Here is a 15,853-nt window from a genome sequence, read left to right as displayed (position 1 = left end):
CCCCGCCCCCCCCCCCCCCCCCCCCCCCCCCCCCCCCCCCCCCCCCCCCGCCCCCCCCCCCCCCCGGCCCCCGGGGGGCGCCCGCCCCCCCCGGGGGGCGCCGGCGCGTGCGCGGGCCCGGGGAGCGCGCACACGGCGGCCGGATTTGTACGGTCCGCACGCCGCCCGGCCGAACGCGCAGGCCAGCGGCGCGGCCATACGGATACCCTGGGCATGTGACCGACGCCCAAGACACCGCAGCAGACAGTTCCCTGCGCATCACCGGAGGCACCCCTCCGGACGACGCCGGATCTTCTGCGACGGGGGCGTCCGCCCTGGCCGGGGCCCCGATCCCGCTCCTGGAGCCCCGTGAGGGCATCCCGCCGGTGATCGCCGACGCGGCCGGGCTCGCCGAGGTCGTCGCCGCGTTCGCCGCCGGTTCCGGACCGGTCGCCGTCGACGCCGAGCGCGCCTCCGGCTACCGCTACGGCCAGCGCGCCTACCTCGTGCAGTTGCGCCGCCAGGGCGCGGGCACCGCGCTGATCGACCCGGTCGGCTGCCCCGACCTGTCCTCGCTCGGCGAGGCGCTGTCCGGCGTCGAGTGGGTGCTGCACGCCGCCACCCAGGACCTGCCCTGTCTGCGCGAGATAGGCATGCTGCCCACCCGGCTCTTCGACACCGAGCTGGCCGGACGGCTCGCCGGGTTCCCCCGCGTGGGTCTCGGCGCCATGGTCGAGAACGTGCTCGGCTTCGTCCTGGAGAAGGGCCACTCCGCCGTCGACTGGTCCACCCGCCCGCTGCCCGAGCCCTGGCTGCGCTACGCCGCGCTCGACGTGGAACTCCTGGTGGATCTGCGGGACGCCCTGGAGAAGGAGCTGGACCGGCAGGGCAAGCTGGAGTGGGCGCTCGAGGAGTTCGCCGCGATCGCTGCCGCGCCGCCCGCCGAGCCGCGCAAGGACCCCTGGCGGCGTACGTCCGGCATGCACAAGGTGCGCAGGCGGCGTCAGCTCGGTGTCGTCCGCGAGCTGTGGGAGACCCGGGACCGGATCGCCCAGCGGCGGGACGTCTCGCCGGGCAAGGTGCTGAGCGACGCGGCGATCGTGGAGGCGGCGCTGGCGGTGCCGTCCAACGTGCACGCGCTCGCCGCGCTGAACGGTTTCGGACACCGGATGGGACGGCGCCAGCTCGAACAGTGGCAGGCGGCGGTCGACCGCGCGAAGGCGCTTTCCGAGTCCGAACTGCCTCAGCAGGGGCAGCAGATGACCGGTCCGCCGCCGCCGCGCGCCTGGGCCGACAAGGACCCGGCGGCGGCTGCCCGCCTCTCCGCCGCCCGCGCGGGGGTCACCGCGCTGGCGGAGCGGCTCGACATGCCCCAGGAGAACCTGATCTCTCCGGACACGGTGCGGCGCCTTTGCTGGGAACCTCCGGTGGTTGTCGGCGAGGAGTCCGTTTCCGCGGTCCTGCGGAGGTTCGGTGCGCGGGAGTGGCAGGTCGCGCAGGTGACGCCGGTCCTGGTGACGGCGCTGTCGACCAACGACGCGTAGTCGCCGTAACGGGTGGGGCGGGTGCGGGGCGCCCGTGGCCGTTCGCGCAGTTCCCCGCGCCCCTGAAAGACAGAACCTCACCCTCGCCTGCTACCGCCGTCCACCGAAAGCGGCGGTGTGACGTTCACCGCTAGCCGGGGGCGGGCTGTGCAGCTACGTTACTCATAAGTAGCATGGGCTTAAGCAAGCGCTCAGCGTCCCGCACCCTGGAGGAGAGCCATCGTGCCTCGTACCGTCAGGGACGTCGTCTTCGTCGACGGCGTCCGTACCCCGTTCGGCAAGGCGGGCCCGAAGGGCATCTACCACGAGACCCGCGCGGACGACCTGGTCGTGAAGGCGATCCGGGAGCTGCTGCGCCGCAACCCCGGTCTGGACCCGCAGAAGATCGACGAGGTCGCGATCGCCGCGACCACCCAGATCGGCGACCAGGGTCTGACCCTGGGCCGGACGGCGGGCATCCTCGCCGGTCTGCCGCAGTCGGTCCCCGGCTACTCCATCGACCGCATGTGCGCGGGCGCCCTGACCGCCGTGACCTCGGTCTCCGGCTCGGTCGCCTTCGGCGCGTACGACGTGGCGATCGCGGGCGGCGTCGAGCACATGGGCCGCCACCCCATGGGCGAGGGCGTGGACCCGAACCCGCGCTTCGTGAGCGAGAAGCTGGTCGACGAGTCCGCCCTGTTCATGGGCATGACCGCCGAGAACCTGCACGACCGCTACCCGACGATCACCAAGCAGCGCGCCGACGAGTACGCGGTGCGCTCGCAGGAGAAGGCCGCCAAGGCGTACGCCAACGGCAAGATCCAGCAGGACCTGGTGCCGATCTCGGTGCGCCGCACCAACGAGGAAGCCGGCGAGACCGGTTGGGGTCTGGTCACGGCCGACGAGCCGATGCGCCCGGGCACCACGCTGGAGAACCTGGCGGGTCTGAAGACGCCGTTCCGTGTGCACGGCCGGGTCACCGCGGGCAACGCGGCCGGTCTGAACGACGGCGCCACCGCCTCCCTCATCGCGAGCGAGGAGTTCGCCCGCGAGCACGGTCTGCCGGTCAAGATGCGCCTGGTGTCGTACGCCTTCGCGGGCGTCGAGCCCGAGGTCATGGGCTACGGCCCGATCCCGGCGACGGAGAAGGCGCTCGCCAAGGCGGGTCTGTCGATCTCCGACATCGGTCTGTTCGAGATCAACGAGGCGTTCGCCGTCCAGGTGCTCGCCTTCCTGGAGCACTACGGCATCGCGGACGACGACGAGCGCGTCAACCAGTACGGCGGCGCCATCGCCTTCGGCCACCCGCTGGCCTCCTCCGGCGTGCGTCTGATGACGCAGTTGGCCCGCCAGTTCGAGGAGCACCCCGAGGTCCGCTACGGCCTGACGACCATGTGCGTCGGCTTCGGCATGGGCGCGACGGTCATCTGGGAGAACCCGAACTTCGAGGGGGACAAGTGAGCACCACCACCGAGCTGTTGAAGGGTGCGGCCGAGCTGTTCCCTGACGAGGTCGTCACCTCGGCGCACGTACGCCACTTCGAGCTGCCGTTCGGCGCCGGGCGCTTCGCGCTCATCACGCTGGACAACGGCTTCGACCACACCAAGCCGACCACCTTCGGTCCGGCGTCGCTGGCGAACCTGAACACCGCCATCGACCAGGTCGAGAAGGAGGCGGCGGACGGCGAGATCGTCGGCGTCGGCGTCACCGGCAAGCCGTTCATCTTCGCGGTCGGCGCCGACCTCAAGGGCGTCGAGCTGCTGAAGAAGCACGAGGACGCGCTCGCCATCGGCAAGGGCGGCCACGCGGTCTTCAAGCGCCTGTCCTCGCTCGCCGTGCCGACCTTCGCGTACTACAACGGCGCGGCGATGGGCGGCGGCGTCGAGGTCGGTCTGCACTGCGCCTACCGGACCGTCTCCAAGTCCCTCCCGGCGTTCTCGCTGCCCGAGGTCTTCCTCGGTCTGGTGCCCGGCTGGGGCGGCTGCGCCCTGCTGCCGAACCTGATCGGCGCCGACAAGGCCGTCTCGGTCATCATCGAGAACAGCCTCAACCAGAACCGCCAGCTCAAGGGCAAGCAGGTCTTCGAACTCGGCATCGCGGACGCGCTGTTCGAGGGCGCGGACTTCCTGGAGCAGTCGCTGATCTGGACCGCGCAGGTCCTCAAGGGCGACCTCGTCGTCGAGCGCCCGGAGATCGACCGGGGCGAGGCGTGGGACCAGGCGGTCGCCAAGGGCCGCTTCATCGCGGACTCCAAGGTGCACGGCGCCGCCCCGGCCGCCTACCGCGCTCTCGACATCATCGAGGGTGCCAAGGACGGCGACCTGGACAAGGGCTTCGACGCCGAGGACCAGGCGCTCGCCGACCTCATCATGGGCGGCGAACTGCGTGCGGGCATCTACTCGTTCAACCTGGTGCAGAAGCGCGGCAAGCGCCCGGCCGGTGCGCCGGACAAGGCGCTGGCGCGTCCGGTCACCAAGGTCGGTGTCGTGGGCGCCGGTCTGATGGCTTCCCAGCTCGCGCTGCTCTTCCTGCGCCGCCTGGAGGTGCCGGTCGTGCTGACCGACATCGACCAGGAGCGCGTCGACAAGGGTGTGGGCTACGTCCACGCCGAGATCGACAAGCTGCTCGGCAAGGGCCGTATCCACCAGGACAAGGCCAACCGCCTCAAGGCGCTGGTGACCGGTGTCCTGGACAAGGCCGAGGGCTTCGCGGACGCCGACTTCATCATTGAAGCCGTGTTCGAGGAGATGGGCGTCAAGCAGAAGGTGTTCGCGGAGGTCGAGGCGGTCGCCCCGGCGCACGCGATCCTCGCCACCAACACCTCCTCGCTGTCGGTGTCGGAGATGGCGTCGAAGCTGAAGCACCCCGAGCGGGTCGTCGGCTTCCACTTCTTCAACCCGGTCGCGATCCTGCCGCTCCTTGAGATCGTGCGCGGCGAGCAGACGGACGACGCCTCGCTGGCGACCGCGTTCGCGGTGGCCAAGAAGCTGAAGAAGACCGCGGTGCTGGTGAAGGACGCCCCGGCGTTCGTCGTCAACCGCATCCTGACCCGCTTCATGGGCGAGATCCAGAACGTCATCGACGAGGGCACCCCGGTCGAGGTCGCGGAGAAGGCAGTCGAGCCGCTCGGTCTGCCGATGTCCCCGCTGGTGCTCCTGGAGCTGGTCGGTCCCGCGATCGGTCTGCACGTCTCGGAGACCCTCAACCGGGCCTACCCGGACCGCTTCACGGTCTCCCCGAACCTCAAGGCGGTCGTCGAGGCGGGCAAGCGCGGCTTCTACGTCTACGACTCCGGCAAGCCGGAGCTGGACCCCGAGGTCGCCGCGCTGCTCAAGCAGGGCGACACCGCCCTGACCGAGGAGCAGGTCCGCGCCCGTGTCCTGGACGCGGTCGCCGAGGAGATCGGCCTCATGCTGGACGAGGGCGTGGTCGCCGAGGCGCAGGACATCGACCTGTGCCTGATCACCGGCGCCGGCTGGCCCTTCCACCTGGGCGGCATCACGCCGTACCTGGACCGTGAGGGTGTCTCCGAGCGGGTGAACGGCAAGCGGTTCCTGGAGCCGGGCGTGGCGAGCGTGCCCGCGTAACGCTCCCCGCAGCACGAAGCAGCACGAAGCAGCACGAAGGGTCCCCGCAGCGACGCGGGGACCCTTTCGCGTTCCGTCCCTCCTGGTTCCGCCCCTCTTGCCCGATGTTCACGATCGTTCACAACTCCCCCACCAGTTGTTCATGTTGGCGATATGGCTGGTTAGAATCTTGCAAGCTTCCGTAAGGAAGTCGGTTCACTCCTCACAGAAGCGAGCAAGGCACTTCATGGACACGGCACTTCCGGAACTTTCGCCGAATCTCGCCACCGTGGACCGGCGGAAGGTCGTCACCGAGACCGACACCTGGGGTGCCGTTCCGGTCGAGTACCGCTTCCGCGCCGCCGACGCCGACGTCCGTCATCTGGTCGTGGTCTTCTCCGGCCTCGGCGCCCCCAACGGCTACCATTTCGCGGGCCGTTCGCTGAACGCGCTGCGCGCCGACGTCCTGTGGATCAAGGACGACTTCGACGGCCACTACAGCTACTACATGTGCCGCTCGATGGACTTCGGCATCGAGGACTCCGTCCACCGGCTCATCGAATCCACCATGGCCCGCCGGGGACTGACGCGCGATCAGGTCAGTCTGCTCGGCGTCTCCAAGGGCGGCAGCGCGGCGCTCTACTACGGTCTGAAGTACGGCTACCGCAACATCGTGACGGTCGTTCCCCAGTTCCTGGTGGGCAGTTACGTGCGCGAGCGCGCCGTGACCGGGCGGTACATGCTCGGCGAGGACATGCCGCAGGAGCACGTCGACACCCTGGACGAGGCGATCCCGGAGATGCTGCGCGTGCGCGGCGGCCAGGGGCACAACGTCTATCTGTTCACCTCCGAGGCGGACGAGCAGTACGAGACGGAGATCGCGCCCCACCTCGACCACTTCTGGGCCTGCGACAACTTCAACCTGATCAAGACCCGTTCGGAACTGGTCCGCCAGCACGGTGAAGTCTCCGCCTACAACCTCCAGTTGATCCTGGGGGTGCTGGCGGCGCTGGCCGAGGGCGGCGAGCCGCGCCTGGGCTTCCTGGAGAACGGCGACCCGCACGTGGACGAGGAGGAGCGGCGGCGCCATCTGGCCGGTCTGCGCACCTCGGACGCGCTGACCGCCGTCCTCACCCAACAGGAGGTGCGCGGCAGCCATCTGCTGCTGAGCGGCGAGGCGTTCATACCCGGTGAGTCGCCGTACGGCGAGTTCCGGGAGACCAAGTCCCTGGTCCTCGAAAGCGGCGGCAGGCAGTGGGAGTTCCCGCTGGCGACGACCGAGGCGAAGTACACCTACAGCCGCTGGTTCGACGGCTTCGCGCGGGACTACGCGGACGGCGGCTTCGCGCCCGAGGCACCCGCCGGCATCCCGCTGCGGGGCGTACCGAGCGGGGTCTACGACCTCTCGGTGCGCGTCTCCAGCCCCTCGGAGGGCATCGACCGCCGCACCCCGCTGGTGGCCCGGCGCCCCTTCGACATCCGGCGCCCCTACGGCGGTCTGGAGATCGTGCTCACCGGTGACGAGAAGCGGGTGCGGGTCATGCGCCGCGCGGTCATCGGCCATTTCTCCCAGGAGACCGTCTTCTCGCTGGAGAAGAGCTGGCTGGAGGAGCGCGCGCTGCACGTGGAGGGCGTGTTCTTCGTGCACGGCGTGGAGGCGGACTCCCACCAGCACGCCGTGTACTACCTGGTGCTGCGCGGCGCGAAGTCCACGCACTCCTTCCGGCTGGGCAAGTCCCACCGCCCGAACGCCGTCCGCCCGCACGTGCGCCGCGGCGACTACGGCACCTACGACTACGGCTACTTCGCCAGCTCCGGGTACAAGGGCGTCACGCTGCCGGAGTCGGCGTCCGGCGAGTACGAGATGTACATCTCGATGAGCACGGGCGGGGCGCTGTTCTCGGCGTCGGCCGGGTCGATCACGATCTGACGATATGTCAGGTCATGAGGTGACGGCTCGTCACTTCGCGGGCTCGTCCGGCAGGATGGCGAGCCCGTCCGCGACCGGGCGTTCGCGCACGGGACCGTTCTCGGTGTCGCGGGGGCGGTTGCGCAGGTGCCCGCGCAGCACCACCGAGGTGGAGCCGCCGCCGTCCAGGTTGACCGCGTCCACCGCGCCGAGCGACCGGGCGAGCCGTGCCGCCTCGGCCGGGGTCGCGCCGACGCTCTCGTGGGCGGCGCGGCCGTCGACGGCGATGAGCAGCAGGGTGCCGTCGGCCGTGACTCCGGCCACGGTGCGCGGTTCCCGCCGCCGCCCGAGGAGCGCGGTCGCCGCCGGGTCGAACGCCCCGGCGCGCAGCAGCCGGGCGCTGCCGCCCACGGCGGTCTCGACGGGTCCGGGCAGCGGCAGCCCCGCCGGGGCGGTGATCCGCTCAGAGACGGTCATGCGGGTGCCCGGCACCGCGTGCGCACGCAGCCACGCGGCGCCCGTGCCGATGCCGTAGAGCGTGCTGCCGCCCTCGGGCAGCGGACCGCCCGCCGGGGTGCGCAGCCGGAGGACTCTCCCGTCGGCGGCGAGCAGCGCCTCGGTGCTGCCCTCGGTGCCGGGCGGGGTGTCGCCGCCCCACTCGGGGGCGAAGGAGACCACCTCGTCCGGGTCGGTGCACAGCCCCTCGAACGGCTTCTCCTGAAGGCGCCCGGTGGTGGCGAGGCGGTCGCCGCCGGTTCCGCCGCAGCCGAGTATGCGTCCGGGGACCCGGTCCACGCCGTCGAGTTCGCGGACCGCGCCGTCGGCCGCGCGCAGTCCGCCGCTGGTGGCGACCTCGGCGACGCGGGCTTCGAGGCGTCCGCCGGTGTAGCCGAGGACGAGGGCGGGGCGGCCGTCGAGGGCTTCGCTGAGCACCCGGCCGTGTTCGGCGTACAGCCCGATGGGGTCGCCCTCGTAGCCGGAATGGTGGTGGCCGGTGCGGATGTCGAAGTAGGTGCCGTTGATCGCGGCGAGCGCGTCGGAGCGGTTGGCCAGGGTGCGCACGGTGTCCGAGCGGGTCATGTCGGCGCCGTGCACACCGGTGACGCGCACCCGGGCGTCGGGGGCGACGCTGAGCACGGTCAGCCGCACGGGCGCGCCGGGACCGAGACTCCGGGTGAGCTGCCGGAAGCGGAATCCCGCGGGCAGAGCGGCGGCACCGGGATCCGCCGGAACCGAAGCCGAAGCCGACGAGCCCGATGCGCCCGGCGAGCCCGAAGGCACCGGAGTCGCCCGCCCCGACGACACCGCCGTCGGCGCCGAGCAGCCCACCGGCGTCACCGCGAGCGCGACGGCCAGGACCGCGCCCCGCAGCCGCCGGACGCTAGTGCCGCGGCAGGCGCTAGCCATGCACGGCCAGCGCGCCCGGCGAGTCCCCGAGGTCTCCGACGTGCACGGTCACCTCGGACCACACCCGGTGCCCGTCCTCGCCCTCGAAGGCAAGCTCGAAGCGGTCGTAGCCGAGGTGTTCGGGGTGCGCCTGGTAGCTGACGCCGCCGTCGGGCGCGTAGGTCAGCAGTCCGCGCCGGGCGCGGCCGACGGCGACCAGGCGCAGACCGGGGACCGGGGTGTGACCGGGCGGGAGCAGGGCGCGTCCGCCGGGGCGCAGGGTGACGCACTGACCGGGCAGCCAGTGGCGGCGCACCCGGAAGCCGGTGTCGCACACAGCCGCCGAGGGCACCAGCCGGTCCCCCTCCGCCGCCATCACGCCGACGACGATCCGGGGCAGCACCGTGGCGCCGTCGGGTGCGTCGGGGTCGATGCGGATCACGCAGCTCACGGTACGCGGCTCGTCGCCCTCGGTGACGTAGGTGGCGTATCTGCCGTTGGCCAGCAGGCTCAGCCCCGGGTGGCGGAGCATCGCGGCGCCCGGGGCGAGGGAGTCGTCGATGAGGTAGCCGTAGGTGCGGTAGGCGCCCTCGACGGGGGTGAGGGTCAGGGAGAGGGTGATCTCCTGGCCCGGGGTGACGGGCAGCGCGGGGTCCGCGTCCGCGACGAGGTGCAGGGTGCCGGGGGACTCGGCGGCGCCGGGGTGGGTGACGTGCGCGAAGGCCAGGGGATGGTGGTCGTTCATCGGAGTCCTAGGTCGTCCGGGCTCTCCGCGTAGGGCACCGCCTCCAGGGGCACCGGGGCGTCCAGGTCGCGGAAGTGCTCCGGGGTGAGCAGCCCCTGCCGGTGCAGTTCGGCCGCCACGAAGCGGGCGCACTCGACGGCGCCGCGCTCCCTGAGGTGGGTGTTGTCGCGCAGCCCGTCGGGGTGGGCCGGGTGTTCGCCGGGGTCGAGGTGGGCGAAGAGGGCGCGGCTGCCCTTCTCGCCCGCGCGGCGCCACTGGACGGCGCTCCACTCCCCCAGGTCCACCACGGGCACGCACAGGCTCGCGCCCAGTTCGCGCACGGCGGCGTGGTACATCCCGAGCGGGCGGAGCAGATTGCCCTGGTCGTCGAAGAGGCGGCGTTCGTAGCTGGTCACCAGCACGGGGTGGGCGCCCCGGTCGCGGGCGCCGTGGACGTGGGCGCGCAGGGCGCGCTGGTAGTCGCCGAAGGGCTCGGTGCCGCGCGGGTCGTCGGTGTGGACGTCGTTGAGCCCGAAGCAGGCGAGGAGCAGATCGCCGGGGGCGATCCGGTCGAGAACCGCCGTGAGTCCGCCGGACTCCACGAAGGTGCGCGAACTCGCGCCCGGACGGGCGGAGTTGACCACCTCGGCGCGGGTGAGGAACAGCGGCAGCGCCTGCCCCCACCCGGCGAGCGGGGCGGCGTCGCGGCGGCGGGCGGCGGTGCCGGAGTCGCCGGTGAGGAAGATCCTCGTCATGTCAGCCCCTTCCCGCCCGCTGCGGCTCCGGGCGGCCCATGACGAGCGGCGCGGAGGGCTGCCCGGGGTCGCCCGCGACGGCGGCGTCCATGGTGGCGATCACGTCGTAGGCGCGGCGGCAGTTGTTGGTGTCGCGCAGGACGAAGAACTCCTCCGCGCGGCGCCGGTACCGCGGTTCGACCTCGAAGCCGCGCTCGACGGAGGCGATGATCTCCTCGACCGCGTGGTCGACGGTGGCGCAGGCGGGACCGAACCCGTCCCGGCCCAGGTCGAAGTAGCCGCGCTTGTAGTGCTTGCTGTAGAAGCTCTCGTCGTCGAAGTTGGTGTAGACGATCGGCTTGCCCATGTAGGCGACGTCGAAGAACACCGAGGAGTAGTCGGTGACCAGCATCGAGCACTCGCGCATGGCGAGCTGGACGTCGCGTCCGGTGGTGGAGACCGTGATCGACGGGTGGTCGATGCGGAAGTGCTTGAGGTAGGGACGGATCTCGTAGTGCGGCATGAACTCGAGCTGCACGTCGTAGCGTTGGCACGCGGCGAGCAGTCGCTCGTCGCGCAGCAGCGCCGAGAAGAAGCGGTAGTACTCGGAGGCGGCGAACGGGATCTCCGGCTTGGCCGCCTTGTTGTACGAGGGCGCCACGATGTCGCGCCGCCAGGTGGGCATGATCAGCACGCGGCGCGGTCCGCGCACCGGCTCCAGGGCGTCGAAGCGCGGCAGCCCGGTGGCGGCGACGCGGTCGTAGCCGTAGCCGCAGTGCTCGGCGTAGTAGGCGCGCTCGCTGCGTCCGGTGGTGAGCACCATGTCGACGTTGGTGACCTGGGCGTGGATGGAGGGCGCCACGTCGTTGTAGACCACGCCGTGCTGGAGGAAGACCCGCTTGTAGCGCAGCAGATCGCCGTAGCCGGTGAGGAAGGCGCGCTTGGAGAGCCCGGGGAAACCGAGGTACGCCTCCAGGTCGTAGGCGTTGATCAGTCTGCTGGCGTGCAGCAGATAGACCCGGTACTTCCAGGACAGCCGGTCGATGACACGGCCGAGCGGTGCCACCTTGGCGCGGTCGGCGGCGGTGCCGTTGATGGCGTAGTACACCCGGCGGCGGCGCTCGTTGGTCCGTATCCACTTGAACAGGTGGTACGAGTTGTCCTGCGCGGTGTCCTCGCGCTCGCCGATGATCCAGATGTCCTTGCCGCGCAGCCACGGGTGGAAGAGCCAGTAGAGCATCCGGGTGCGCCAGCCGGGACGTCCGGGCAGCGCCATGCGGAACGCCGTGAAGAAACGTTTCGTCTTGTGGGTGAGCCGCTTCACCGCGCCCGCGACCCGGCGCAGCGTGATCTTCTCGTCGGCGTCGATGTCCAGGATCACGGTGGCGTTGCCCGCGCGGTGCACGCCCTTGAAGCGGTGCAGCATCTGGCGCGGGTCCACCGGGGCGTCCAGGTGCCGGTCGCCGTCGTGCACGCGCAGGGTGAGGGTGAGGTCCCGGTTGTTCAGCGAGGCGAAGTCCTCCGGGCGCACCACGGCACGCCAGCCGCTGTACCAGTCCTGCTCCTTGCGGGTGCGCCAGCGGTCGCGCCGGTACACCTGTCCGACGGGGACGGCGCGTTCGGTCTGCCCGTCGGACAGGACGAGTTCGAGCCGGTTGTCGAAGAGGTGGGCGATGTCGACGCCCGAGAGGACCATGAGCCCCTCGAAGACGATCTGCTCCGCCTCGACCTGGCAGGTCTCCAGCACGAACCGGTGCCGGTCCACCCGCAGCAGCGCGGTGTCCGTCCGGTCCGCGGTGAGCCTGCGGAAGAGCCCCTCGTCGTCCAGGTACAGATGCGGGCGGAACTCGGGCGCGGTGTACGGGTCGCAGAACAGGTCGAGGTTCGCCGTGCGCACCGCGTGGTGCTGGGTGCGCGCGAGGGCGGCCGTGGCGTACTGGAGCACCAGGTCGTCGGGGATGTCCGCGTAGACCTGGCACAACGCCGGGAAGACGGCCGCCAGTTCGTCACGGCTCATGATCCGGTGCAGATTGCGCAGATACGGCTGGAAGGTGCGCACCACGAACCGCTGCGCCAGGCGCAGGGTGCGCGGGTCCAGCTCCGCCGCCCGGCGCAGGACATGGCGGCACAGCCGGATCAGCTCCTGCGCCTTGACCGGGTCGTTCCACGGCAGGTCGAAGAGCGAGTCGTGCTGCTCGCCGTCGCGCTCGTAGGCGGTGGCGCCCGGCGCGATGGTGACCCGGCGGGCGTGCAGCAGCGCGGGCACGGTCAGCCAGGCGTCCTCGAAGCCGGGACCCTGTCCGCAGCGCAGCCGCTCCTCGCGGACCAGGCTGGTGCGCAGCAGCTTGGCGCTCAGGCTGGTGGAGAACACCAGGTACGGCGCGTCGCGCAGCCGCTCCACCTTGGCGGGCGACGGTCCGAAGTAGCGCGCCCACGCCTCGTCGCCCGCCCTGCTGGGCTGGGGGAAGTTGTCGCTGCGACCCACCGCGACGTCCGCCTTGGCGGCGCGGGCGGCGTGCAGCAGCCGGTGCACGCTGTCCTGGCCGAGGATGTCGCGGGCGCGGGCGAACATGACGTACGGCGCGGTGACATGGCGCAGTCCGTGGTCGAACGCGGCGCGCATCCCCATGGCGATCTGGGAGACGACGGTGACGTTGGGCCAGCGGGCCGCGAACTCCTCGATCTGGTGGGCGGTGGCGTCGGTCGAGCCGTCGTCGACCAGGATGACCTGGGTGCCCGCGAAGTCGCGCTGGGTGTCGAGGGAGCCGAGGAACTCGGGCAGGTTGTACTCGTCGTTGTGGCAGTGGACGACCACGGACGCGCCGTAGCGCTCGCGGCGGGCGAACGGCTCCGGCATCCGCTCCTTGGTCCACCAGGTCCAGGGCGTGCCGCGCCGGTCGGTCCTGGTCTGCTGCTCCCTGGTCTCCGGGCGCAGCGCGAGGTTGCCGCTGACGGTCTCGTACATCTCGTACGTCGTCCCGGCGCCGGTGTAGCGCTCCGCCTCGATGTCGACGCCGCGCACGCAGACCGCCGTGGTGGCGCGCTCGCCCGCGTGCCGCATCTGCACGAGGAGGTTCCACACCGCCGGGCGCTCCAGGGCGCCGAGGGTCGTGTCCAGGGAGATGGTGGCGTGGTAGCGGATGTACTCCTCGTCCACCTCGATGCCGGTGACCGGGAAGGTGTGGTCGGTCTTCGGACCGCGGCAGCGCAGGACGGCGACGAGTTCGAGCTTGTCCTTGGGTCCGACGCGCCCGAACTGGTTGCGGATGAAGCCGGTGAGGTGGAGTTCGCCGCCGGTGATCTCCAGCCGGGTCGCCTGGTTGAACAGCCGCGCGTCGGAGAGCCTGCCGCCGGTGAGGTCCAGGTTGGTGACGTCGAGGAACCGCTCGGCGTCCGGGCGGCCGAGCAGCGCGCCGGACCAGAAGACCCGCCCGTCGCGCTCCACCAGGTCGGAGCTGAGCACCGGGCGCCGCTGGGTGAAGTCGGCGGCGCTCAGCGCCACATCGGGTCTGCCCTGCATGAGCCCGAAGCCGCGCACCCGCTCCAGCGGTCCGGTGAGGTCCCAGCACTCCTCGGGGAGCGTGCGCAGATAGGGACCGGTGGCGCGCAGGAAGCCCTCGCGGTAGGCGTCGTCGCCCGCGCGCAGGGCTCCCATGTAGAGCCCGAGGTCGTGCGAGAGGAACTTGGCCGCCTTGCGGGCGATCAGTTCGTCGGCGCCCTGGCGGGCGAGGAAGTCGTCGGTCCACTGGTGGACGAGCACCCGGTCGCGGATGCTGCGCAGTTCTCCGCGCCGGTTGGTCAGCGACGGAGTGTCCGACTCGCGCTCCCAGATCCACCGGTAGACCGGGGCGGTGAGGAGACTGACCGTGCCCGCGAACCAGTAGGCGAGCGTGGAGAAGTAGGTGTCCTCGAAGTGGACGCCCTGCGGGAAGCGGATGCCGTGCTCGTGCAGGAACTCCGTGCGGTACAGCTTCGCCGCCGCGATCGGGTCCTCGAACAGCTCGGGCATGGCGGCCAGTCCGCCCTCCACCGTGCGGTCGGCGCCGTAGAGCTGCGGCTGCCAGACGGTGTTCTCGCCCTTGTCGAGGTTGACGCGGATCGCCCGCCCGGCGGTGATGTCGGCGCCGGTGGCCAGCGCGGAGGCGAGCAGCGTCTCGCAGGCGCGGTGCGGGAGTTCGTCGTCGGCGTCGAGGAACAGCAGGTACTGACCGGTGGCGATCTCGATGCCGTGGTTGCGCGGGGAGCCCACGCCGCCGCTGTTGCGGGTGCGGACCACGACCTGGACCCGGGGGTCCTTCTCGGCGTACCGGTGGGCGACCGCGAGGGTGCCGTCGGTGGACGCGTCGTCCAGGACCAGCACTTCGAGGTTGCGGTGGGTCTGGCCGAGCGCCGAGCGCAGGGCCCGGTCGAGGGTGGCGCTCGCGTTGTAGGCGGCGACCACGACCGTGACGGTGTACGCGGAGGCGTCGGCGTAGGTGAGCGTGTCCACGTCGGCGAGGGCGCCCCGGGCGGGGGGCGCGGGGAACGTGGTGGGTGCGGTGGCTGCGTTGGGTTCGTTCATCGCGCGAATCCCCCGTCCGTCCAGGGCTGAGGCTGGGCGTGGGGCTGGGTCTGGTACTCGGGGTACTGCGGGGACGGGTGCTGGGTGTGGGTGTGCTGGGGGTACGGCTGGGCGTACGGGTCGGGGGCGGGCTCGGAGTACGGCTCGAACCAGGAGTCGTGGGCGGTCGCGGCGGGCTGCTCGTAGGGCTCGTACGACGCGGGGTCCGGGTACGGCTCGTACTGCTGGTACTGCTCGTACTGCTCGTACTGCGGCTGGGGCTCGGGCTGCTGGTACGGGTCGTACCGCTCGTACCGCTCCTGGTGCGGGAAGCCGAGGCGTTCCTCGCGGGAGGGGAAGTGGTCCTGGTCCTCGGCACCGTGCCGCGGCTGGCTGGGGATGCCGGGGGCGAGCGGGGCGTCGGGCACCGGCCAGGCGTCCTCGGTCCAGGCGGCGGGGGCGGGGTCCGCGGCGGGCGTGGGGTCCGGGGCGGGGTCCGGAGCGGGAGCAGAAACGTTTCGCTCGGTCGCCATGTCCCGTACGACCCGGTTGAAGTCCCGTGTGGAGAGCCAGAACTTGTACATGATGAACAGCTCGAAAGCGAGCAACAGGGCGGCCGAGGCGGCTGTGGTCCACAGGATGCGGCCGAGCAGCGGACCCACGATGAACACGAACATCTGGAACTCGATGCCGCTGAACAGATGCGGGCGTATCCGGGTGCGCAGCATGGCGCGGCGGACGCGGGTGTACCAGGGGAACTGGTCGCGGAACTGCTCGTGCAGGTCGACGACCGGCGCCTCGGCCTCGGCGCGCAGGGTCTCCACGGGGGTGGCCGGGTTGTCGCGCAGCAGGTCCTCCATGAAGACCAGCCGCCCCTCGCCCCGGGCGTCGCGCCGGGCTCGCTCCGCCTCGGCCCGCTCCGCGGCGGTCCGTTCGAGCTTGGCGCGCATGGACTGGCGCATCTTGTAGATCTGGAGGGCGTCCAGGTAGCGCAGCATGTCGAGGAAGACGACGCCGAGCGCGGCGAGCAGGAAGCGCGCGTCGTCGGTGCGCAGATACTGACCGCCCATCAGGGCGAGCGCGCAAGCCAGCACGCGGACGCGGTCGAAGACGTAGTCCAGCCAGCCGCCGAAGACCGAGCCGTTGCCCTTGAGGCGGGCGAGCTTTCCGTCGATGCAGTCGAGGACGAAGCTGAAGTGGTAGAGCAGCGCGCCGACGACGAGGGAGGTGGTGTCTCCCCGGTAGAAGAAGCCCGCCGAGGCGAGTCCGGCGAAGAGCGCGGCCCAGGTGACCCCGTTGGGGGTGATGAACCGGAAGCGGGCCAGCACCATCAGCAGCCGGGTGGCCAGCGGGTCGACCAGGAACACGGTCCACCAGGCATCGCGCTTCTTACAGGTCAGCTTCTGTACCGCCCGCAGCGACAGCTTGGCCATAACCCCTCAGATACGCACCGGACGAAACAGAGTTCTCCCGTGGCGCGAAGGGCGTCCGA

At 71.4% G+C, this 15,853-nt stretch carries 9 protein-coding genes; 4 read left to right on the top strand and 5 right to left on the bottom strand.

What is annotated here, in order from left to right; genetic code table 11:
* Positions 1 to 215 precede the first annotated feature (215 nt).
* The 4 genes from IF655_RS11695 (at position 216) to IF655_RS11680 (ending at position 6,998) form a co-directional block, all read left to right on the top strand.
* The gene (locus IF655_RS11695) at positions 216 to 1,523 is read left to right on the top strand and encodes a ribonuclease D (protein ID WP_199584220.1); all 1,308 of its coding nucleotides are present in this window, start codon (positions 216 to 218) and stop codon (positions 1,521 to 1,523) included.
* Between the two features lie 222 nt (positions 1,524 to 1,745).
* Complete coding sequence (locus IF655_RS11690) at positions 1,746 to 2,963, top strand: acetyl-CoA C-acyltransferase (protein ID WP_199584216.1); 1,218 nt, start codon at positions 1,746 to 1,748, stop codon at positions 2,961 to 2,963.
* The gene (locus IF655_RS11685) at positions 2,960 to 5,089 is read left to right on the top strand and encodes a 3-hydroxyacyl-CoA dehydrogenase NAD-binding domain-containing protein (protein WP_199584214.1); all 2,130 of its coding nucleotides are present in this window, start codon (positions 2,960 to 2,962) and stop codon (positions 5,087 to 5,089) included. Before IF655_RS11690 ends, IF655_RS11685 begins: the two co-directional genes overlap by 4 nt.
* A 226-nt stretch (positions 5,090 to 5,315) precedes the next feature.
* On the top strand, positions 5,316 to 6,998 hold the full coding sequence (locus IF655_RS11680) for a hypothetical protein (RefSeq protein ID WP_206775708.1): 1,683 nt from the start codon (positions 5,316 to 5,318) through the stop codon (positions 6,996 to 6,998).
* A gap of 30 nt (positions 6,999 to 7,028) precedes the next feature.
* Here IF655_RS11680 and IF655_RS11675 read toward each other — a convergent pair whose 3' ends face one another.
* Genes IF655_RS11675 through IF655_RS11655 form a run of 5 tightly spaced genes read right to left on the bottom strand, consistent with a single transcriptional unit; the run spans position 7,029 to position 15,794 of the window.
* On the bottom strand, positions 7,029 to 8,384 hold the full coding sequence (locus IF655_RS11675) for a phosphodiester glycosidase family protein (RefSeq protein WP_242488670.1): 1,356 nt from the start codon (positions 8,382 to 8,384) through the stop codon (positions 7,029 to 7,031).
* Positions 8,377 to 9,108 (bottom strand): hypothetical protein, encoded by a 732-nt coding sequence (locus IF655_RS11670; RefSeq protein ID WP_199584211.1) that lies wholly within the window; start codon positions 9,106 to 9,108, stop codon positions 8,377 to 8,379. Before IF655_RS11670 ends, IF655_RS11675 begins: the two co-directional genes overlap by 8 nt.
* Positions 9,105 to 9,842 carry a rhamnogalacturonan acetylesterase gene (locus IF655_RS11665; RefSeq protein WP_199584210.1) on the bottom strand — a complete coding sequence of 246 codons (738 nt, stop codon included), beginning with the start codon at positions 9,840 to 9,842 and terminating at the stop codon, positions 9,105 to 9,107. The genes IF655_RS11670 and IF655_RS11665 overlap by 4 nt, the downstream gene beginning before the upstream one ends.
* A gap of 1 nt (position 9,843) precedes the next feature.
* Positions 9,844 to 14,382 carry a glycosyltransferase gene (locus tag IF655_RS11660; protein WP_199584204.1) on the bottom strand — a complete coding sequence of 1,513 codons (4,539 nt, stop codon included), beginning with the start codon at positions 14,380 to 14,382 and terminating at the stop codon, positions 9,844 to 9,846.
* A complete protein-coding gene (locus IF655_RS11655) occupies positions 14,379 to 15,794 on the bottom strand; it encodes a CDP-alcohol phosphatidyltransferase family protein (protein WP_199584202.1) in 1,416 nt (471 codons plus the stop codon). Before IF655_RS11655 ends, IF655_RS11660 begins: the two co-directional genes overlap by 4 nt.
* Positions 15,795 to 15,853: the final 59 nt, after the last annotated feature.

It is taken from the genome of Streptomyces sp. DSM 110735, from assembly GCF_016482685.1.
Taxonomy (GTDB): Bacteria; Actinomycetota; Actinomycetes; order Streptomycetales; family Streptomycetaceae; genus Streptomyces.
This window is presented reverse-complemented; position numbering and strand designations above follow the sequence as displayed.

Bases quoted from the DNA above. Each gene is read 5' to 3' on its own strand.
- IF655_RS11660 (WP_199584204.1), bottom strand. From the start codon at position 14,382: ATGAACGAACCCAACGCAGCCACCGCACCCACCACGTTCCCCGCGCCC.
- IF655_RS11680 (WP_206775708.1), top strand. From the start codon at position 5,316: ATGGACACGGCACTTCCGGAACTTTCGCCGAATCTCGCCACCGTGGAC.
- IF655_RS11655 (WP_199584202.1), bottom strand. From the start codon at position 15,794: ATGGCCAAGCTGTCGCTGCGGGCGGTACAGAAGCTGACCTGTAAGAAG.
- IF655_RS11665 (WP_199584210.1), bottom strand. From the start codon at position 9,842: ATGACGAGGATCTTCCTCACCGGCGACTCCGGCACCGCCGCCCGCCGC.
- IF655_RS11675 (WP_242488670.1), bottom strand. From the start codon at position 8,384: ATGGCTAGCGCCTGCCGCGGCACTAGCGTCCGGCGGCTGCGGGGCGCG.
- IF655_RS11670 (WP_199584211.1), bottom strand. From the start codon at position 9,108: ATGAACGACCACCATCCCCTGGCCTTCGCGCACGTCACCCACCCCGGC.